The organism is Paenarthrobacter aurescens (assembly GCF_041549525.1).
GTDB lineage: Bacteria > Actinomycetota > Actinomycetes > Actinomycetales > Micrococcaceae > Arthrobacter > Arthrobacter aurescens.
In genome coordinates, this window is record NZ_CP157456.1 from 1,223,939 (window position 1) to 1,244,055 (window position 20,117).

Here is a 20,117-nt window from a genome sequence, read left to right on the forward strand (position 1 = left end):
AGGCCCGCTACGTTGCAAGGCCCGCTCTACGCCCCAAACCAATCGCGGGGGACGCAGAGCGGGCCTCGCATTCGTCCTTTAAGCGTGCATTTCCCTGTGCGCCGCGGCGAGTTCCTTGTAATGGGCTGCGTTGTGCTTCACGCCCTCAAACTCGTCGTCGGTAAGTTCACGCCGGACCTTCGCAGGCACACCGGCAACCAGGGAGCGCGGGGGAATGACGGTGCCTTCCAATACCACCGCGCCGGCCGCGATGAGTGAGCCCGTACCGATCACGGCGCCGTTAAGGATGGTGGCGCTCATACCGATCAGGCAGTCGTCCTCCACAGTGCATCCGTGGACCACTGCGCTGTGCCCCACGGAGACCCGTTCGCCCACAGTGCAAGGGAATCCGGGGTCGGCATGGAGGACCACGTTGTCCTGGAGGTTGGACCCCGCGCCCACGCTGATGGCGGCCGTATCTGCCCGGACGGAGACGCCGTAGAAAGCGCTCGAATCCTCGGCCAGGGTGGCCTTGCCAATGATCGAGGCCGTGGGTGCCACGAAGGCAGTTTCATGGATAACCGGGGTATCTCCGGCAAAAGTGTAAGAGGGAGCCATGGAGCCCAGCTTAGTTGGGTGCCGGGGTGCGGAGGACCAGGAACTGGTAGTGCTGGGACCAGTTTCCAGCACCCGGCCCGGACTCCACGCCCACACCCTCCGGCCATGTTTGGAAATGCTCCACAGAACCGTGCCCGCCAAAAATCCGCATCACGGTTTCGTCGCTTCGACGGCTGAAGAACCGCCGCGGCTCTTGGAGGTCTTCCGGGTTCAGGACCTCGCAGTCCTCACCTGACCAAAGTCCGACGGCGATCGGCGCACCAGGTGCGGTGACCCGCACAAGTTCGCGGACGACGTCGTGAATTCCGCTGTTGGGCACGTGCAGAAGGGTGCTCATGGTCCAGGCGGCATCAAACACTGAATCCGGAAACGGCAGGCTGCGCCCACTCGCCACCGTTGCGTCGAGTCCGGCAGCACGGGCCACGTGAATGCACTCCGGTGATAGGTCCACGCCGGTGTAGTGCAATCCGGCGCGGACAAACTCCAAGCCCTCAACGCCGGTGCCGCAACCCAGCTCGAACAACGAGTGGCGGTGTTCGGACTTGACCAAGCGGATGAACCATTCGCGGCAGTGGACCCGGTGCGGCGTCAGCGCGCGGGTGTTCCTGACCGGTGCCTGGCGGTCGTAGAAAACTGCCAGGTCAGCCTCATGGTGGGCCTCAGGGATGCCACGCATACCCTCAGCATAGGAGTGGTGTCAGTTGAAAACCACGGTGCGCGTGCCGTCCAAAAGAACACGGTGCTCGGCGTGCCATTGAACAGCCTGAGCCAGCGTCCGGCCTTCTACATCGCGGCCCATCTGGACGAACTGGGCAGCCGTGCGAGCGTGGTCCACGCGGATGACTTCCTGCTCGATGATGGGGCCCTCGTCCAGGTCCGCAGTCACGTAATGGGCTGTTGCGCCAATGATCTTCACACCGCGTGCATGCGCCTGGTGGTAGGGCTTGGCGCCCTTGAAGGAGGGCAGGAAGGAGTGGTGGATGTTGATGGCCTTGCCGTTCAACTCCGTGCACAGATCGTTGGAGAGCACCTGCATGTAGCGTGCCAGGACGGTAAGTTCAGCATCGTGCTCGGCAATCAGCTTCAGCAGCTGGGCCTCGGCCTGTGGCTTGGTTTCGGGGGTCACCGGAATGTGGTGGAACGGGATTCCGTAGAACTCTGCCAACGGCTCAAGATCGCGGTGATTGGACACGATGGCCGGAACGTCAATGGGCAAGGTGCCGGAGCGCTGCTGGAACAACAGATCGTTGAGGCAGTGGGCGTCCTTGGAACACAGGATGATGGTGCGGACCTTCTCGCCAACAGGGTTGATCTGCCAGGTCATGCCGAAGGATTCAGCTACCGGACGCAGGGTGGCTGCCAGTTCCTCCTGGGAGCTGGACGTCGTTGCCTCCACGCGCATGAAGAAGTTGCCTGTGCTGGGGCTTCCGTACTGCTGGGAGTCGGCGATGTTGCAGCCGGACTCGAGGAGGGCTCCGGCTACCGCGTGGACAATGCCGGGGCGGTCGGGGCAGGAGAGTGTTACAACGAAAGCGGTGGAGTCAGTCACACGATCAAGCCTACCTGTGCTGCCTTGTTGTACTGTTAACGGGTCGCAACTGGCGTTGGGTGGACTACCACCAGGGAGCGGCAATCATGAAGACCACGGATCGTACGCCTGGGCCGAGGGTCATGTCTTACCGTTGCACGCACGTGACCGATCTCCTCCTTCATCAAGAGGACGCAGGAATGCTGCTGCCGGTAGCCTGACCTGTAGCACCACCCGTTGCCTAGCCAGGAGATCTCCATGACTTCCACAACCACTTCAGCGTCTGTCAGCAACCAGTCGCTCGCCGATCTCGATCCCGAGATCGCAGCAGTCCTCAACCAGGAACTTGGCCGCCAGCGCGGCACCCTGGAAATGATTGCGTCCGAGAACTTCGCACCCCGCGCCGTGATGGAAGCCCAGGGCTCCGTCCTGACCAATAAGTACGCCGAGGGCTACCCGGGCCGCCGCTACTACGGCGGTTGTGAATACGTGGACGTCGCCGAGCAGCTTGCGATCGATCGCGTCAAGGAACTCTTCGGTGCGGAGTTCGCCAACGTCCAGCCGCACTCCGGTGCGCAGGCCAACGCTGCAGCCCTCTCCGCCATGATCACTCCGGGCGATAAGATCCTCGGCCTGTCCCTGGCACACGGTGGCCACCTGACCCACGGCATGAAGCTGAACTTCTCCGGCAAGCTCTACAACGTAGCTGCTTACCAGGTTGAAGAAGACAACTTCCGCATTGACATGGACAAGCTGCGCGAGCAGGCCATTGCTGAGAAGCCGCAGGTCATTATTGCCGGTTGGTCCGCCTACCCGCGTCACCTCGACTTTGCTGCCTTCCGCTCCATCGCGGACGAGGTTGGCGCACTCCTCTGGACGGACATGGCGCACTTCGCCGGCCTGGTTGCAGCTGGCCTGCACCCCAGCCCGGTGCCGTACTCCGACGTCGTCACCTCCACGGTTCACAAGACCCTCGCAGGTCCGCGTTCCGGTGTGATCCTGGGCAAGCAGGAGTGGGCCAAGAAGCTCAACTCCAGCGTCTTCCCGGGCCAGCAGGGCGGGCCGCTCATGCACGTCATCGCCGCCAAGGCCGTTGCCTTCAAGATCGCCGGCAGCGAAGAGTTCAAGGAGCGCCAGGAGCGCGTCCTCGAGGGCGCCAAGATCATCGCTGACCGCCTCAACCAGTCCGACGTCGCCGAAGCCGGCGTCTCGGTCCTCACCGGCGGCACCGACGTTCACCTGGTCCTGGTTGACCTCCGCAACTCGCAGCTGGACGGCCAGCAGGCCGAAGACCTCCTGCACTCCGTGGGCATCACCGTGAACCGCAACTCTGTTCCGTTCGACCCCCGCCCGCCGATGGTCACCTCCGGCCTCCGCATCGGTACCCCTGCATTGGCTACCCGCGGATTCGGTGCCAACGAGTTCACCGAGGTTGCCGAGATCATCGCCACCGCGCTCAAAGCCGGTTCCTCGGCAGACGTCGAGTCCCTGCAGGCCCGCGTGGATAAGCTCGCCGCTGACTTCCCGCTGTACCCGCAGCACGAGCAGTGGTAGTCCGCGCTTCCGCGGATAAGTAACGCATCACCCGGGCATTGAACCGGAGCCAACGGGATCCGCCGCCACACCTTCGGCGGCGGGTCCCGTTGGCATGAGCCAACAGGTCACCCACCAGAAAGAGCAGATGGAATGACACAGTCCACCGCACAGATCCTCGATGGCAAGGCCACCGCCGCCGCCATCAAGGCAGAACTGACCACTCGCGTTTCCGTCCTCGCCGCTAGGGGCATCGTCCCCGGCCTGGGCACCATCCTGGTGGGCTCGGACCCCGGCAGCACCTGGTATGTGGGCGGAAAGCACAAGGACTGCGCCGAGGTGGGCATCCAGTCCATCCGCCGCGACCTCCCCGAGGACATCAGCCAGGAAGACCTCCTGAAGGTTGTCCGCGAGCTGAACGAGAACCCGGAATGCACCGGCTACATCGTTCAGCTTCCGCTGCCCAAGCACATTGACCAGGACGTCATCCTCGAAGCCATGGATCCTGAAAAGGACGCCGATGGCCTCCACCCCATGAACCTTGGCCGCCTGGTGGCCAACGTCAACGGCGAGATGAAGTCCCCTCTGCCCTGCACGCCCAAGGGTTGTGTGGAGCTGCTCCGCCGCCACAACATCGAACTCAAGGGCAAGCGCGTCCTGGTGGTTGGCCGCGGCGTGACCATCGGCCGGCCCATTGGCCTGCTGCTGACCCGCAAGGAAGTCAACGCCACCGTCATCCTCGCCCACACCGGAACGGTGGACCTGCCGGCGGAACTCAAGCAGGCCGACGTCGTGATTGCCGCTGCCGGTGTGCCGCACATGATCAAGGCTGAAGACCTCAAGCCGGGCGCCATAGTGCTCGACGTCGGCGTCAGCCGTGTGGACGACGGCAACGGTAAGGCTGTTGTCACCGGAGATGTGGACCCGGCAGCTGCCGACGTCGCCGCGTGGCTGTCCCCGAACCCGGGCGGCGTGGGTCCGATGACCCGTGCCATGCTGCTGGCCAACGTTGTGGAGAGCGCTGAGCGCCAGGCGGGCATCGCCTAGGTTCCCCGAACCTCCCAGCGCCCCCATTTCGGGGGTTCCCTGCCAAAGATGCCGTGCCCACGGCACGTCCAGCAGGGAACCCCCGAAATGGGCAGGGCGTACTCCTCCGGGAGTAGGCGCCCTGCTCCAATAACCCGACGACACACCCGGGGACCACAGCTAGGCTCTGTGTATGCAGCCCCGTTCCCCTGAGCCCACGCGGTATCCGGGGCCACCGCACATCGGAGGCGCCCGGCGTTTTGCCGGCCCGCCCACCAGTTTCATCGTCATTACGGTGGCTCTGATCCAGATGGTGGGGACGCTGTTCTCGGCAAGCCACCAAAATGCGCCACGGCCCTTGGATGCGCTCGCCATCCTCCTGCTCCTGGCCGGGCCGGTGGGGCTGGCGTTCCGGAAGCGCTCACCGCAAATGATGCTGCCTGTGGCTCTCGCTGCCACCGGGAGCTACCTCGCTCTGGGCTACGCCTGGGGGCCGATCGTATTGTCCTTGGCGCTGGCCATCGTAATGACCGCCGCTGCGGGGCTGCGCTGGCAGGCGTGGGCGGGGGCGGGGCTGGCAGCGGCCGCCGTGATCACAGGTGCCGCGCTGACCTGGGATGAAGACTGGCCCCTGCGGGCGTCCGCCGGCGTCGCGTGGGCCGCGATCCTGGTGCTGATAGGGCAGGGATTCCGACGCCGGAGCGAACGTCTGGCAGAATACCGACGCCGCCGCGAGGAAGCACAGAAGGCGGAGCGAGACGAGTACAGGCTCACCCTTGCCCGCGACATCCACGATGTTGTGGCCCATTCCCTGTCCATGATCAACGTCCAGGCATCTGTTGCCCTGCACGTGGGAGCGGACGATCCGGAAAAGCTACGGCCAGCGCTGGAAGCGATCAAAGCCGCCAGCAAGGAGTCGCTCACCGAGGTCCGCCAGCTTCTGGGCGTGCTGCGTGAGGATGTCCCCCTGGCCCCGGCCGCGCGTCCTTCGCTGGCCAGAATTCCCGAGCTGGCGAAGAACACGGAGCTGAGCGGGCTGCGGGTGACACTTGAGGACTACTCGACACACCAGGCGGTGGGGCCGGCCCAGCAGGAGGCCGCCTACCGGATCATCCAGGAAGCGCTGACCAACGTCGGGAGGCACTCAGGTGCCCGGTCCGCCGTCGTGCGCGTTGTCCAAACCGCCGGGGCACTGACCGTGACCATAGACGACGACGGCGCGGGCATGGCTGGCGCGCTCCCCGGCAACGGGCTGACGGGGATGCGGGAGAGGGCGGTGGCCTTAGGCGGGACGCTCACCTTGCACGAACTGGAGCCGGGACTGCGCGTCGAAGCGACCCTGCCAATACAGCACGAAGGAACCCGCCCATGATCCGCATCCTGTTGGCCGACGACCAAACCCTCATCAGGGCAGGATTCCGTGCGCTCCTGGACACTGAACCGGACATGGAGGTGGTGGCAGAGGCCGGCACTGGTCGCGACGCCGTTCGCCTGGCAACAAGAGACAAGCCGGATGTCATCCTCATGGACATCCGTATGCCGGATGGCGACGGGCTCGCGGCCACCCGGGCAATCCTTAGTGACGCCAACCTGGCCGGAACCCGCATCATCATCCTCACCACCTTTGAACTCGACGAGTACATTGCCGAAGCCGTCCGCGCCGGAGCCGCAGGGTTCCTGGTCAAGGACACCGAGCCCGCCGAACTGATCCGGGCCGTCCGGGTGGTCCATGATGGCGATGCCTTGCTCTCACCGTCAGTGACCAGGCGCATCATGGCCCAGCTGGCGTCGCAGAGCCGGGCGGCAGCCAAGGCAGTGCCGCTGGAGCAGGTGACGGACAGGGAACGGGAAGTGCTGGCGCTGGTAGGCGAGGGCTTGAACAATGCCGAGATCGCAGAACGGCTCTTCATCACACCCCTCACAGCGAAGACCCACGTCTCGCGCATCATGACCAAATTGATGATCCGCGACCGTTCACAACTGGTGGTGTTGGCCTACGAATCCGGACTGGTGAAGCCCGGATGGAGCAGTTGAGCCACTCCTGAGGGAGTAGGCCGCCGCGGCAAGTTCACTCCCGATGGCGGATGCCTCGCCGGCAGCATCAGAGAAGACTCGAACCAGAGCCGAAAGACGGTTCACGCCGGGCATCGGCGCAGAGAGTTTGGATCACTGACATGTTCACCGCATTCACTTCAATTGTTGGGAAGACCACAACACTCGGGGGAGTCCTGGCGCAGGTGCCGGCCACCGTTGCCATGCATGGTCCGTGGGGAGACGGCGTCGCCTGGCCGTTCTTCCTGCTGTTCCCGTTGTTCTGGATCCTCGTGATCGGTTTGTTCATCTTCATTGCACGCAGGACGTGGCGCCGCAATCATCACTGGGCCGCAACACAAGGCGCAGAGGGCGTACTTCGTGAGCGCTATGCACGGGGAGAGATTGATGAGACCGAGTTCCGTCAGAGGCTGGAAGTACTGCGCTCGCAGCCCAGCAGCTGACAGATGTCCACACTGAAACGGGAGGGCTCTTGAAAGAATATCTGCAAGAGCCCTTTCACATGTCAGTGGGCGCTACTAGTCTGCTGAGGGTGCACAATGAAGCAATCCGCTCCGCAAACCCTTCAGAAGCGTCGCGATCCGGCGTTGACATGAACCGGCCCACCGTCATCAGCGCCCGTAACCTCACCAAGAGCTACGGCGATCTCACGGCCGTGGACAACATCTCCTTCGACGTCCCGGCGGGGGAGTCCTTCGGCCTGCTGGGACCCAACGGCGCGGGCAAATCCACCACCATGAAAATGATCGGTGGCGTCTCCCAGCGAACTTCGGGCACGCTCACCATCATGGGCTTGGACCCCGAATCCCACGGCCCTGAGGTCAGGGCGCATCTGGGGGTGGTTCCGCAGCAGGACAATCTGGATGAAGAGCTCAAAGTTCGCGAGAACTTGATCGTCTACGGCCGCTACTTCGGCCTGCCACTGAGCTATCTCCGCCCGAAGGCAGATGAGCTCCTGGAGTTCGCGCAGCTCACGGACAAAGCCAATTCCAAGGTTGACGCCCTCTCCGGCGGCATGAAGCGGCGGCTCACCATTGCGCGGTCGCTCATCAACGAGCCACGGATTCTTCTTCTGGACGAGCCCACCACCGGTCTTGACCCGCAGGCCCGCCACATCCTCTGGGACCGGCTGTTCCGGCTCAAGGAAAGCGGCGTCACCCTCATCCTCACCACGCATTACATGGACGAGGCGGAGCAACTCTGCGACCGGCTGGTTGTGGTGGACAAGGGCAAGATCATGGCTGAGGGCTCGCCGGCGAACCTCATCCGCGAGCACTCGTCGCGCGAAGTACTCGAGCTCAGGTTCGGGTCCGAGCGCAACGCAACCATCGGCGTCGAACTTCAAGGAATCGGCGAGCGGCTGGAGACGCTTCCTGACCGCGTGCTCATTTACGCCCACGATGGCGAAGCCGCACTTGAGCAGGTCCATGGCCGGGGCCTGCGCCCCATGACCTCGCTGGTGCGCCGCTCGTCGCTGGAGGACGTGTTCCTGCGGCTGACCGGCAGGAGCCTCGTTGATTAGGCGACCGTTGACTGACCCGGCCAACAAACCACTGACGACGGCGGCGCCACCGTTGCGGGCCCACTCACCTGAGGTTTCGGCTGCCCGCGCGCGCCGTTGGGGTGCCTTCTTCTACGCGGAGCAAGCGCTTCGTGTCATGCGGAACTACGGATGGTCCGTGATCCTGTACAGCGTGGGGCAGCCGGTGGCGTACCTCTTCGCAATGGGTGTGGGACTCGCCAGCCTGGTGGATGCCAACAGTGAGGCCGCGTTTGGGGGTGTCAGTTATCTGGAGTTCGTGGCACCGGCTTTGTTGGTCTCCGCTGCGGTGATGACGGCGTCCGGAGAATTCTCTTACCCCATCATGGATGGCTTCAAATGGCGCCGGGTGTTCTATGGGCCGCATGCCTCTCCATTGATTCCGCAGCAGATCGCCAGTGGCCACATCATGGCAAGTTCCCTGCGCTTCCTGCTGCAATCGGTGGTCTATTTTGCGGTGGTGGCAATGTTCGGCGCTTCACCGAATCCGTGGGGTTGGGTGTCGGCCGTGGTGGCCACTGTTGCCGCGCTGAGCTTTGGGCTGCCGCTCATGGCGTACGCGGCCAGCATCAAGCAGGACAAGGGGCAGTTTGCTTTGGTGCAGCGCTTCATTGTCATGCCACTGTTTCTCTTCTCCGGGACCTTCTTCCCACTGGATTCCCTGCCCATGGCAGTGCGCTGGATCGGCTGGATTTCACCGGTATGGCACGGAACCGAACTGGGCCGGGTGTTCACCTACGGCATGGACCAGAACCCGTTGCTGACCGTTACCCATGTGCTGTTCCTCCTGGTGACAGCCACTGGTGGTTGGATACTGGTCCGCCGTCAATTCGTGAAAAGGATGGGCTCATGAGTGTCCTCACAGGTGGCCACAGCGCCACGGATCTTGCCCGTGAGCGCAAGTTTGGCCCGCTGTACTCCCGTAATGCCAAAGCCGTGGTGGGCCGCGGACTCATGGCGGCCAAATCCAGCACCTGGCTGGTCATGGTGTCCGGTTTCTTCGAGCCCGTGCTGTTCCTGCTGGCCATGGGTGTGGGGATGGGCTCGATTGTGGGCACCGTCCAGGGCCCGGGCGGCGAAGAAATCAGCTATGCCGCCTACATCGCGCCTGCACTCCTGGCGGTCTCGGCAATGAACGGGGCCATTTACGACTCCACGTGGAACGTCTTCTTCAAGATGAACTTCGCCAAGCTATACCAAGGGATGCTCTACACCTCCCTGGGGCCGCTGGACGTGGCAATCGGCGAGATCTTCCTGGCACTGCTGCGGGGCTTGCTGTATGCCACCGGCTTCACCGCTGTCATGGGCGTGATGGGTCTGCTCACCAGTTGGTGGGCCATTCTGGTCATTCCCGCCTCGGTGCTGATCGCGTTCGGTTTCGCGAGCTTTGGCATGGGCATCACCAGCTTCATGAAGACGTTCCAGCAAATGGACTGGATCAACTTCTTCCTGCTGCCCATGTTCCTGTTCAGTGCCACGTTCTACCCGCTCAGCGTCTACCCGCAGGTCATCCAATGGTTCATCCAGGCCATGCCGCTGTGGCATGGTGTGGAGCTGCTGCGGCAGATCAGTGTGGGCTCCTTCAGCCCGGCAACTGCCATTCACGTGGGCTACTACGTGGTGATGATCGCGCTGGGGATCATGCTCACCACCGGAAGGCTTCGCCAACTATTCCTGAAGTAATGATCCTGTCCGGAACAACGGGGGCCTACTCGAAGGAAGCCCTACGGGAATCATTGATCCTTGTCCGCCACACATCCGGCGGATTGACCTTGAAGCGGCGCCCGGTCAGCGCACGCGGTGAGAGCCTGATGTAGTTTTCCTTCGGCCCCGGTTGCCAGGGCTCAAGGCCCAAAGCATCCACCTGTGCGGTTTCCTCCGGATCGGTGATCAGCTCGGTATCCCCACGGGCCACCACGCTCCAGGCCTCGCTGGAGCCGGGATCGTATCCGTCAATCTCCAACACTGCCGGGCGCGACGCCTGGGCGCCCCACAACTTCCTTCCCGGGCTGCTGCGGAACACCAGGGTGCGGTGAAACAGGACGTAATTCACGGGAAAAATCTCAGGATGGTCATCCACTATCAAACCGATCCGTCCAATGGTTTCGCCGGCCAGTAAATCCCAGCAAGCGTCGAAGGAGAGGGCCGGGACTTCCTGGTGAGCGGGTGAGCTGCTGATTTCCGGGTCATTCATGTTTACCTCTCGTTACCGACTCGCTTGTTAGGGAGTTTTTGTGGCACTCACGGCGCCACCCTGCGGGGCAGGGCTTACGGTGCCTCCAGTGGCTCCCTCGCCGGCCACCACCGCTTCGAATCACTGATCACAAACCGCCGTCCAGTGAGTTCAGTGGGCGTGATGCGAAACAGGAAATCCTTGGTCCCCGGTTCCCATGGCGAGAGACCATGAGCAGCGCTTTCCTGGCTGGGGTCATCAGCAGGGATGGCTTCCGGCAGGCCCTTTGCCACCACGCTCCAGGCAATGGTTCCGTAGGAATTGAAGCCGTCCGCTTCCAAAGCAACAGGCTCTTGGCCCATCAGCGCGTCCATTTTGGTTCCCGGGGCAGTCCTCAGGATCAAGGTTCCATCCTCCGGGAAATAGTTGACAGGAAAAATCTCCGGACCCGAGCCGCCGGACACCGCCAGCCGCCCCACGGAGTTCGAACGCAGCAGTCTCCAACACTCGTGAACTTTCAGGATCTGTACCTCTGATGGTTCTTCAACCGTGCTCATGTGCCGAGCATACATAGCCGAACAGCTGAGGCCTAGGGTACCCAGGCCCCACACCCGTCAACACTCCCATGCTTGCCCGTGAGGGTGTGTTCGCCGTCCGTGGAAGCGCGCAAGGCACCTTTGCTCATTTGAGAGAATAGGTTCATGCAATCTCTCGGTGACCCGCACCCGTCCACGTCCCCCGCCGGCAAAGGCATGTTCAAGGGCTTCCGCATCGGCGGCCTGGGGATGACCGTTGTCATCATTGCCTTCCTGGTAGCCGTCATTTTTGCGGCCAACCAAAACGATGTTGTTGGCTGGGTTGTTGCTGTGGTTGCTTTTGGGTGGCTCGCCCTTGCAACATTCGTGGTGCTGAGCATCCGCAAGGCCGCGCAGCGGGCCGGTGCCAAGCTGACCGAGGCGCAAAATGCGTTCAACGCCGCAGCCGGCCGCGCGCCGTCGTCGTCCGCTGCTGACAGCGGTGGCACGCGCGTGGTAGCGGAGCGGAGCAAAGCCGACGAGGTCCGGGACCTCAAACTGGACCATTCCTTCAAGATTGTCCAGGTGCAGGTCCGCGTGGTGGATGAGGAACGCGCCAAGGGGCCTACGGCAGACCAGGACACCATCAACCGTGCGCTGGAAACAATCGCCATTACGGCAACGAATGCCCGGGACATGATCAAGTCTTCAGGCGGCTCCGACGAGCCCGTGGCCGGCACCATCATCGACTAGAGTGGACCGGGTGAGTACGGCATTGAAGAAGGACTTCCTTCGCATCGCATCAGTTAACGTCAACGGCCTCCGGGCTGCCTACAAGAACGGCATGGCGGAATGGCTGGAACCGCGCGAGGTTGACATTCTCTGCCTGCAGGAAGTCCGCGCCCCTGACGAGATCGTCCGGAAGCTGATCGGTGAGGGCTGGCACATCCTCCACACCGAAGCAGAGGCCAAGGGGCGTGCCGGTGTGGCCATCGCTTCCCGCGAAGAACCCACTGCCACCCGCGTAGGTATTGGCGATGCCTACTTCGACACCTCCGGGCGCTGGGTGGAAGCTGACTACACTGTCAAGAACACAGCCGGCGAGCCCACCACCCTCACCGTTGTAAGTGCCTACGTGCACTCCGGTGAAGTAGGAACCCCCAAGCAGGACGACAAATTCCGTTTCCTGGACGCCATGACCGTCCGCCTTCCTGAGCTCTCAAAGCACAGCGACCACGCTTTGGTTGTTGGTGACCTGAACGTAGGACACACAGAACTGGACATCAAGAACTGGAAGGGCAACGTCAAGCGTGCCGGCTTCCTCCCGGAGGAGCGTGCCTACTTTGACCGTTTCCTCGGTGAAGAAATCGGATGGAGGGATGTCCACAGGGGCCTGGCAGGTAATGTCGCCGGCCCCTACACCTGGTGGTCCCAGCGCGGTAAGGCCTTTGATACTGACACGGGCTGGCGCATCGACTACCACCTGGCAACTCCGGACCTCGCAGCAGCCGCCATCTCGGCTGTGGTGGACCGGGCGCCATCGTGGGACACCCGCTTCTCTGACCACGCACCGCTGGTAGTCGACTACCGGCTCTAAGCTTCCTAAGGTATTTCCTCCATGACTAGTTCCACCACGACCCAAACCGGCGCATCGGCAGAGGCTGCTGCCCAGCCGCTGCCCGTCACGTCCACCAAGCTTGCTGTTGGCGCCAAGCACCGGGTCCTGTCCGGCATGCAGCCCTCAGCCGACTCGCTGCACCTTGGCAACTACCTGGGCGCCCTGGTCAACTGGGTCCGGATGCAGGAAGAGTACGACGCCGTCTACTTCATTCCTGACCTGCACGCCATCACTGTGCCGCAGGATCCCGCCGAACTTGCCCGGCGTACCAGGGTCACAGCGGCCCAGTACATTGCCGGCGGTGTGGACGTAGATAAGTGCACACTCTTCGTCCAGTCCCAGGTTCCCGAGCATGCGCAGCTGGCATGGGTCCTGAACTGCATCACCGGCATGGGCGAAGCCGCCCGTATGACGCAGTTCAAGGACAAGGCCCAGAAGCAGGGTTCGGACCACGCCAGCGTTGGCTTGTTCACCTACCCCATCCTGCAGGCCGCAGATATTCTCCTTTACCAGCCGCACGGTGTACCCGTTGGCGAGGACCAGCGCCAGCACGTGGAACTCAGCCGGGACCTTGCCAACCGCTTCAACAGCCGCTTCGGCGAGACGTTCCAAGTGCCTGAGGCCTTCATTCAGAAGGAATCGGCCAAGATTTACGATCTCCAGAACCCCAGTGCCAAGATGTCCAAGTCCGCGGAATCACCGGCTGGCCTGATCAACCTCCTGGATGATCCCAAAACTGTAGCCAAGCGCATCAAGTCCGCCGTCACGGATGCCGAAACGGAAATCCGCTATGACCGCGAGAACAAGCCGGGCGTGTCCAACCTGCTGACCATTTACTCGGCCATCAGCGGCTCACCTGTTGAGAAGATCGTGGCCGACTACCAGGGCAAGATGTACGGCCACCTGAAAGTAGACCTGGCTGAACTCGTCTCCGGGCATCTGGCGCCCATCCGGGAACGGGCCAACGAACTTCTGGCCGATCCCGCCGAACTTGACCGCCTCCTGGCCCTCGGTGCTGACAAGGCCCGCGAAATTGCCTCGGCAACCCTCGCGGACGTCTACTCCAAGGTTGGATTCCTGCCCTACCGCGGCGAGGCCTCCCACGGAATCCAGGGAGTCCGCTAACTTCATGTGCTCCGCTGGCCAGCTTAACGTCAAGACCGGCACCCGACAGGGTGCCGGTCCGGACGACTCCCGCCAGCCCGCTGTTTCCGGCACTGATTGCGGCGAAGGTGACACCATGTGCGTGGGTGTCATCCTCGGTTTCCCACCGGAGATCGCCCGCGAACTTCAGGAATGGAGGGCCTCTTTCGGTGATCCCATGGCTGAGGTCATTCCTGCCCACATCACCTTGATTACCACCACACCCACGCAAGACTGGGCTGCAACCCGGGAGCACGTCCGGGAAGTTGCACGGACCCAGGAACCCTTCCACATCACCATTTCCGGCACGGGTTCGTTCCGCCCTGTCTCGCCGGTGGTGTTCGTCAACGTGGAAGAGGGCTTTGAAGAGTGCGTGCAATTGCACGAGAAACTTCAAACCGGCCCACTGGAACGGATGCTGCCTTTTCCGTACCACCCGCACGTCACCGTGGCCCACGATGTCGCCTCGGAAAACCTCGACGAAGCCGAAACGGTCCTCAGGGATTACCGGGCAACGTTCCCTGTGGTTAGCATGGGACTTTACGAGCACGACACCAACGGAATTTGGCAGCTACGGGAAGAGCTCGACTTTGGCGGCGATACTGACGAAGCACAGCAAGCGGATCCAGGCCACAGAGGCGGACGCTCCTCCGCTGCCAACTGAGCTGGCTAAACTCAAACTGCAACTTCTTCGCAAGAGGCAAGAGTGGGGCCATGCCAAGCGTGCCGGTGGGGGCCTGCCCAAAAAAGCCGGCGCATTTTTTGCGCTCTTCCTCGCCCGGCTCAACACCAACCGTGCACTGCGCTCTTTCCAGCACTACACCCGGCAACACGGGCCGTTGCTGAGCGCGGGCATCGGCTTCAACATGTTCTTCTCCGTGACCGGTTTGCTCACCACCGGCTTCGCCATTGCGGGCATTGTGCTGGGTGGAAATCCAGCCCTTCAGAACGCCGTGATCGAGAGCGTGGCGGCGGCTGCCCCCGGGCTGCTGCAGGTCAATGGCGGCGAAGGCCTGGTGGATCCGCAATCCCTGCTCAACCCGTCCGGACTTGGGTGGACAGCCCTCATCGCGGCCGTGGTCACAGTCTTCGTTTCCCTGGGATGGATCGCCAGCATCCGGGAAGGTCTCCGGGGGGTCATGAACGCAGACCCCTTGGTCCGGAACCCGGTTGTCCAAAAACTCATCGACGCCGGCACCTTGCTGCTCTTGGGCATCATCCTGGTGGTCAGCGCAGGCGTCTCTCTGATCTTCAGCATCGCAACGGACTGGATCATCGATTGGCTCAAGCTGGACGAGGGCATTACCGAGCCCATAGCGGCCACCGTCAAGATTGTGGTCCCGCTCCTACTGAACTGCGCGACGGCGGCGGTACTGTTCCGCATTGCAAGTGGCCTGAAGTTGGGGCGCCGCGCCTTCCTGGAGGGTGTGGTTCTGGCTGGCGTTGGAACCACAGTGTTGCAGTTCTTCAGCACAGAACTGCTGGCACGTTCGGGCAATAATCCGGTCCTGGCCTCGTTTGCCATCATCATCGGCCTGCTGATCTGGTTCAACCTTGTGAGCCAGGTGTATCTGGTCTCGGCGTCGTGGTCAGCCATTCGTGAGGCTGACACCGAAGCGGGGGAGTCCCCGCGAAAGAAAGTCCTGGGCTCGCGTCGCGTAGCGCCCCGCACCTAAGAGTCACAACCTGGAGGCCGCCATGAACAACCAACTGTGGATTGCATGTCTGCTCGGGGCTGCGGCCGGACTCATTGTTGGCCAGTTGGTCTTCAATTCACCCTTTTTGGGCATCCTCCTCGGCGTGGGACTGGGGGCCCTGGTTGGCGCTGCCTTGGGCCCTCGTCGCGGTTAGCCCCTGCGTTGCTTGGCTAAGGTGCCTTGACCAGCCCCTCCCAAACAACCGTCCAGTTCTCAGGGAACCCAGGCGCGTGACGTTCTGGTCCGTTGTCCCAGCCGGCCGCCATGAGTGCAACGGCAGCGAGCAGTCCACCGTTTCCCGGTAGATAGAGCGGCAGGGAGTCGGTTTGGCGATTGTGGCCATTGGCAAGAAATGTGTTCTTACCGACGCCCACCAGGAGCGCATCGACTGCGGCCTCAGGGTCGTCAAGCCGCGCGGCGGTCATGGCCATTACGGGATAGTCCCAACCCCATGTGCTTTCCCACGCCCAGTCCGCCAGAACGCTGGAGAGGGTCTTTCGCATGATGGCCGGATCAATGAGATCGGTCTGCGGGAGGACTCCGAGGGCGCACAGCATGGAAGGGTGGTCGGTGCGCAGGGTGAAGGGCTCCACATCGATCGCAGCATAAACCCCGTCAATGACCCGGGGCGGAACCATCCCATCGGCCACGTCCAACCATTCCTGCACGGGTTCGAGCCCCAGCCGGTCGCGCCAGGTGGCAGCAGTCCGGAGGCCCCACTGCCAGTACGCCAGTTCAAACGTGGGATTGATGACCTTGGCCCGGATGGAGCCGTAGCTTTCCTGCGCCGGAATCAGGGGTGGGCCCAGCTCAAACCCGCGTGAGGTGGGATGCGCAAAGCTGGCCATGAAGGCAGCCGATTCGAACACGATCTCTGCGAACTCCTCCAATACTTCCCGGCTCGGATCTGCACGGTACACCAGCTCTGCCAAGTAGATGGGGTGGGGCTGCTGCCAAATCAAGAAGGTGCCGATAGGGCTGGGGCTTTCCCGCCCATCCGGACCAACCTGCTTGGGCCAGCGGACGCCGTCGAATCCCTGAGTCTTGGCCGTTTGCCGTGAAGTCTCCAGAACTGTGGAGTACCACCTGAGGGAGGGGAGCAGCAGTTCCGCACGATTCCACTGCGCAAAGTGGGCGGCATGCCACCAGTGCATTTCCAGGTGGAAGCGGCCACGCCAGGAATTGCAGACCAGCCCGGTCTCTTGGGGCGGCAACGAGCCTGAACAATTGATGGCCGTCAGGTACTGGGACAACACGATCCTGCGCTCCAGTTCCTTCGCCCGGGGATCATCTGTGGCATCAAGCTCGATTGCCCCGCCCGAGGACCAGAACTCCGGCCAGAAGGCTGCAGATGCGTTCTCCACGCGACGCGCGGGAGAAAGCCCGACGCCGTTGCCCGCCTCCGTGGAGCGGGTTGGCTGGTGTGCTCGGCTGGGGTGCCTGTTGTTGCCTCTGGGGATGCAGTCACCATCCCCGGCGGAGACGAAAGCAACGGTGAAGTCCAGGACGCCATCGGAATCGCTGGGGGAGACCCGTAGCCTGTGTTGTTCGGCCTGTTCCACCGCCAGGTCCTCACCGGTGATCAACACTTGGTAGCGGGAATCGTCCAGTTCGCGGTGGGCTGTCCACACTCCGATGGCGTGGTGGTCTTGCACGGGCAATGGTTCGCTCAGCGTTGTGGTGTGCGCGTCCGGGCTGTTCCAGTCCGCGGCATCATGCCAGGCTTCGGAACCGTACGGGAATCCCATGCCCACAACCAAGCCGGCACCAAGCGCCGGCGACTCCACGCGGAAGGCGAGCTCATCGCGGTCCGGGTGGCACGCCGTCGTGACCTTCACCGGGTGCCCAGCTACGGTGAACCGGCTTGTCACCACTCCTGTCCAGAGATCCAGCGTTTGTTCAGTGCCGGTGATGTCTGCTGGGATGAGCGGACGTTCGGTTCCGTCCTCCATCCAGCGGAAGCCAATGCGACCCAGATCCAGCCGATGGGAGTTAGCGCGGAGCCATGTTTCTGCCCGGGAGGTGTCCGTCTCGCGGTCGTTGACGATGTCGCCCACCATATCCACGTAAGGCACAGGGCCTCGCGGCGAATCGTAGAGGACGGTGGAACCAGCCAAGTGGTAGGCCTCCGGTGGCGGAACCGAGTGCCAACCCCACTGCGCTTGAGTGCCGAGCAATGTTCCCGGTGGCAGCTCGTCGCGCGCGCCCACGGGGTATTCGTCCGGGAATGACTGCAGCCCGGTGAGATCCATGGTGAACGCAAACTCGCCGTTGCCCACTGACACAGGGCTTCGAGGGTCGAGGCGTTCCTGGTGGACGTTGTGGTGCTGAACCAATGCCTTGCGATCAATGCTGGAACCCCCGGAAGGGACGCTCGACTCCAGGACCACCGTGTCCTCCAGTTCTCTGAGCGGGAAGAACGCCGCCCGCTCGTGCGGACTTTTGTTGGGCTGATGAAGAGTGAGGAACAGGCCGCCGTCCAACGTCCGGCCGATCATCCCGTGCCCGCCATCGCTGCCCCACAGCGGCTCTTCCTCTTGCTTCCACGGGCCCAGCACTGTTCCGGATTCGCTCCGGGCAATTCCCATGGCGTAGCCCTGATCGCCGAAGCTGGACCAGAGCATGATGAGCTTCCCGCTGGAAAGCCGAAAGAGGAACGGGCCGTCGGTGACGTAGACCGGGAGCTCCCTGTCACCGACCGCAGGTATATCCAGTGCTCGGGCCCATGGAGCCTCCGAAGCACTGAAGAGGAAGACCGGTTCACCCTCAGCGGTCCGCAGGTCAGGGCCAAGCCGCTGCGCCATCATGGTGCCGTCGTGGACCTGCTTCCACTCGTGGCAGAACACCAGCCACGGGTTCCCTTCATAGTCCACATGGAGCGTTCCGTCCAGGCACTCCCAGTCGCCGGGAGTGACCGGACCATCGCTCCATGGCTCATAGGGGCCCTCTGGCTTGTTCGCTGCAAGTACCTGCGTTCCCCGGACATGCCCAGGAGCGGTGAACGTTGCAAACATAAAATACCGCCCGTGGTACTCATGGACCTCGGGCGCCCAATACTGCTCGTGGCTCCAGAAATCGGGGGATGGGCGGAAGGCTTCGAAGGGCCCCTCCCACGTCTCCAGATCGGTGCTTCGGTAGCAGTCGAAGCCCGTGGCCGGTCCTGACCAAATGTTCTTGTCAGTGCTTCCGAAGAGTAGATATTCCCCGGATTCCTGCAAGGTAACTACGAAGGGGTCCCGGATCTGAATCTGTTCCAAGTGGTAGGTCAAAGCGTGCTCCTTTGCAGGCCTAAATAGTTCACGGTGGAAACTATTGACGAATATACACCGTCTTGATACGTTTCAGGAACCGTTTTCTCAAGATCGAAAGAAGCTTACTCAATGGCGCGTAAATCTCTCCGCAGCATCCGGAAATCCATGGCATTCATCACCGCAGTGAGCCTGCTTGGGCTCACCACAGCGTGTTCCGGCTCTTCGTCCAACCAGCCGGAAGACGGCCCGGTTGAGATTCGGTTTTCCTGGTGGGGCAATGCCACCCGTGCCGACCAACAAGGCCATCAAGGAATTCGAGGCAGCCAATCCCAACATTAAGGTCAAGCCGGAATACGGCGACATCGGAGGGTACTTCGACAAATTGGCCACCCAGGTGGCTGCAAACGATGCCCCGGATGTGATCACCATGGGTGGCGCCTACCCGGCGGAATACGCCAACCGTGGCGCGCTGCTGGACCTCGCCAAGGTTGAAGGGCCGTTGGACCTCTCCAAAATGGATCAGGGAGCCCTTGAAAACGGTCAGGTGCAAGGTAAGCAGTACGGTGTCTCCACAGGCGCCAATGCCCTGGCCATCGTGGTCAACCCAGCCGTCTTCCAAGCTGCCGGCGTAGCCATTCCGGATGACAGCAAATGGTCCTGGGATGACTTCGCCAAGACCGCTGCGGACATCACTGCCAAGAGCCCCAAAGGGACCTACGGCACGGCTACCGTCCTCACCCATGATTCACTTGATGCCTTCGCCCGCCAACGCGGCGAATCCCTGTACACGCAGGATGGCCAGCTGGGTCTGAGCAAGGAGACCGTTCAGGATTACTTCGATTTCTCCGTCAAGCTCAGTGAGTCCGGGGCAGCCCCCAGTGCTTCAGAAACTGTGGAGAAGCTCAACGTCAGCACAGAGCAGACACTCATGGGGATGGGGCAGGCCGGCATGATGCTCACCTGGACCAACTCCTTGACCGCCCTCAGCAAAGCCTCCGGCGCTGAACTCAAGCTGCTCAAACTGCCCGGCGAGACCCCAACCCCCGGCATCTGGCTTCAGTCATCGCAGTTCTACACCATCTCCGCCCGCAGCAAGCACACGGACGCTGCAGCCAAGCTGGTCAGCTTCCTCGTCAACAATGAGGCTGCTGCCAAGATCATCCAGAGCGACCGCGGCGTGCCCAGCAACTCCGGCATGCGCACGGCCATCCAAGACCTTCTGACACCTCAGGGCAAGGTGGAAGCAGCCTACATCGACCAGATCGGCAAGATGGAGTTCGCGCCAACATTCATCGGTCCCACCGGCTCAACGGCCGTCAGCGAGATCACGGCACGCATCAACACCGAGGTCCTGTTCAAGAGGCTGAACCCGGAGAAGGCCGCCGAGCAGTGGTTGAGCGAAAGCAAAGCGGCCATCGGCAAGTAGGCGCCCAGTTGGACAGGC

At 62.5% G+C, this 20,117-nt stretch carries 20 protein-coding genes and 2 pseudogenes; 15 read left to right on the forward strand and 7 right to left on the reverse strand.

What is annotated here, in order from left to right:
• Positions 1–78 precede the first annotated feature (78 nt).
• Genes ABI796_RS05805 through purU form a run of 3 tightly spaced genes read right to left on the reverse strand, consistent with a single transcriptional unit; the run spans position 79 to position 2,146 of the window.
• Positions 79–597, reverse strand: a complete 519-nt coding sequence (locus ABI796_RS05805) for a gamma carbonic anhydrase family protein (RefSeq protein ID WP_141283097.1) — start codon at positions 595–597, stop codon at positions 79–81.
• Between the two features lie 10 nt (positions 598–607).
• On the reverse strand, positions 608–1,273 hold the full coding sequence (locus ABI796_RS05810; RefSeq protein ID WP_141283096.1) for a class I SAM-dependent methyltransferase: 666 nt from the start codon (positions 1,271–1,273) through the stop codon (positions 608–610).
• 21 nt (positions 1,274–1,294) lie between these two features.
• Positions 1,295–2,146 (reverse strand): formyltetrahydrofolate deformylase, encoded by an 852-nt coding sequence (gene purU / locus ABI796_RS05815; protein ID WP_141283095.1) that lies wholly within the window; start codon positions 2,144–2,146, stop codon positions 1,295–1,297.
• Positions 2,147–2,383: 237 nt separating this feature from the next.
• On the opposite strand from purU, the gene glyA reads away from it, so the two are divergent.
• The 8 genes from glyA to ABI796_RS05855 all read left to right on the forward strand — a co-directional run bounded on the left by glyA (position 2,384) and on the right by ABI796_RS05855 (position 9,959).
• Entirely contained in the window at positions 2,384–3,679 is a 1,296-nt protein-coding gene (gene glyA / locus ABI796_RS05820) for a serine hydroxymethyltransferase (protein WP_141283094.1), read from the forward strand.
• A 132-nt stretch (positions 3,680–3,811) separates the two neighbouring features.
• Positions 3,812–4,705, forward strand: a complete 894-nt coding sequence (locus ABI796_RS05825; protein ID WP_141283093.1) for a bifunctional methylenetetrahydrofolate dehydrogenase/methenyltetrahydrofolate cyclohydrolase — start codon at positions 3,812–3,814, stop codon at positions 4,703–4,705.
• Between the two features lie 172 nt (positions 4,706–4,877).
• Entirely contained in the window at positions 4,878–6,056 is a 1,179-nt protein-coding gene (locus tag ABI796_RS05830) for a sensor histidine kinase (protein ID WP_141283092.1), read from the forward strand.
• Positions 6,053–6,718, forward strand: a complete 666-nt coding sequence (locus ABI796_RS05835; RefSeq protein WP_141283091.1) for a response regulator transcription factor — start codon at positions 6,053–6,055, stop codon at positions 6,716–6,718. The genes ABI796_RS05830 and ABI796_RS05835 overlap by 4 nt, the downstream gene beginning before the upstream one ends.
• Before the next feature lie 140 nt (positions 6,719–6,858).
• Positions 6,859–7,179 (forward strand): SHOCT domain-containing protein, encoded by a 321-nt coding sequence (locus ABI796_RS05840; RefSeq protein ID WP_246095744.1) that lies wholly within the window; start codon positions 6,859–6,861, stop codon positions 7,177–7,179.
• A 149-nt stretch (positions 7,180–7,328) separates the two neighbouring features.
• Positions 7,329–8,258 (forward strand): ABC transporter ATP-binding protein, encoded by a 930-nt coding sequence (locus ABI796_RS05845; protein ID WP_141283160.1) that lies wholly within the window; start codon positions 7,329–7,331, stop codon positions 8,256–8,258.
• Between the two features lie 31 nt (positions 8,259–8,289).
• Positions 8,290–9,129, forward strand: coding sequence for an ABC transporter permease (locus ABI796_RS05850; RefSeq protein ID WP_174754508.1), 840 nt, complete (start codon positions 8,290–8,292; stop codon positions 9,127–9,129).
• Entirely contained in the window at positions 9,126–9,959 is an 834-nt protein-coding gene (locus tag ABI796_RS05855) for an ABC transporter permease (RefSeq protein ID WP_141283090.1), read from the forward strand. The genes ABI796_RS05850 and ABI796_RS05855 overlap by 4 nt, the downstream gene beginning before the upstream one ends.
• Before the next feature lie 25 nt (positions 9,960–9,984).
• On the opposite strand, the gene ABI796_RS05860 is transcribed toward ABI796_RS05855, so the two are convergent.
• The gene (locus ABI796_RS05860; protein WP_141283089.1) at positions 9,985–10,470 is read right to left on the reverse strand and encodes a pyridoxamine 5'-phosphate oxidase family protein; all 486 of its coding nucleotides are present in this window, start codon (positions 10,468–10,470) and stop codon (positions 9,985–9,987) included.
• A 74-nt stretch (positions 10,471–10,544) separates the two neighbouring features.
• Complete coding sequence (locus ABI796_RS05865; protein ID WP_141283088.1) at positions 10,545–11,006, reverse strand: pyridoxamine 5'-phosphate oxidase family protein; 462 nt, start codon at positions 11,004–11,006, stop codon at positions 10,545–10,547.
• A 144-nt stretch (positions 11,007–11,150) separates the two neighbouring features.
• Between ABI796_RS05865 and ABI796_RS05870 the strand changes: the two genes are divergently transcribed.
• From ABI796_RS05870 to ABI796_RS05895, 6 genes are read left to right on the forward strand one after another with little or no spacing between them, the layout of a single operon-like run.
• The gene (locus ABI796_RS05870) at positions 11,151–11,717 is read left to right on the forward strand and encodes a hypothetical protein (protein ID WP_141283087.1); all 567 of its coding nucleotides are present in this window, start codon (positions 11,151–11,153) and stop codon (positions 11,715–11,717) included.
• A 10-nt stretch (positions 11,718–11,727) separates the two neighbouring features.
• Positions 11,728–12,561, forward strand: a complete 834-nt coding sequence (locus ABI796_RS05875; protein WP_141283086.1) for an exodeoxyribonuclease III — start codon at positions 11,728–11,730, stop codon at positions 12,559–12,561.
• A gap of 21 nt (positions 12,562–12,582) precedes the next feature.
• The gene (trpS, locus tag ABI796_RS05880) at positions 12,583–13,707 is read left to right on the forward strand and encodes a tryptophan--tRNA ligase (RefSeq protein ID WP_141283085.1); all 1,125 of its coding nucleotides are present in this window, start codon (positions 12,583–12,585) and stop codon (positions 13,705–13,707) included.
• A 4-nt stretch (positions 13,708–13,711) separates the two neighbouring features.
• Positions 13,712–14,389, forward strand: coding sequence for a 2'-5' RNA ligase family protein (locus ABI796_RS05885; protein WP_141283084.1), 678 nt, complete (start codon positions 13,712–13,714; stop codon positions 14,387–14,389).
• Positions 14,316–15,401 (forward strand): YihY/virulence factor BrkB family protein, encoded by a 1,086-nt coding sequence (locus tag ABI796_RS05890; RefSeq protein WP_141283083.1) that lies wholly within the window; start codon positions 14,316–14,318, stop codon positions 15,399–15,401. The genes ABI796_RS05885 and ABI796_RS05890 overlap by 74 nt, the downstream gene beginning before the upstream one ends.
• A 22-nt stretch (positions 15,402–15,423) precedes the next feature.
• Positions 15,424–15,576: a hypothetical protein gene (locus ABI796_RS05895; protein WP_170224891.1), complete on the forward strand. Its 153-nt coding sequence runs from the start codon at positions 15,424–15,426 to the stop codon at positions 15,574–15,576.
• A gap of 16 nt (positions 15,577–15,592) precedes the next feature.
• On the opposite strand, the gene ABI796_RS05900 is transcribed toward ABI796_RS05895, so the two are convergent.
• Together ABI796_RS05900 and ABI796_RS05905 are read right to left on the reverse strand one after the other, a co-directional pair.
• Positions 15,593–17,773 carry a hypothetical protein gene (locus ABI796_RS05900; protein WP_373092939.1) on the reverse strand — a complete coding sequence of 727 codons (2,181 nt, stop codon included), beginning with the start codon at positions 17,771–17,773 and terminating at the stop codon, positions 15,593–15,595.
• 102 nt (positions 17,774–17,875) lie between these two features.
• Positions 17,876–18,691, reverse strand: a pseudogene (locus ABI796_RS05905) (glycoside hydrolase family 43 protein); the annotation flags it as partial.
• 111 nt (positions 18,692–18,802) lie between these two features.
• Here ABI796_RS05905 and ABI796_RS05910 point away from each other — a divergent pair.
• Positions 18,803–20,099 (forward strand): annotated as a pseudogene (locus ABI796_RS05910) (ABC transporter substrate-binding protein).
• The last annotated feature ends 18 nt before the right edge of the window (positions 20,100–20,117 follow it).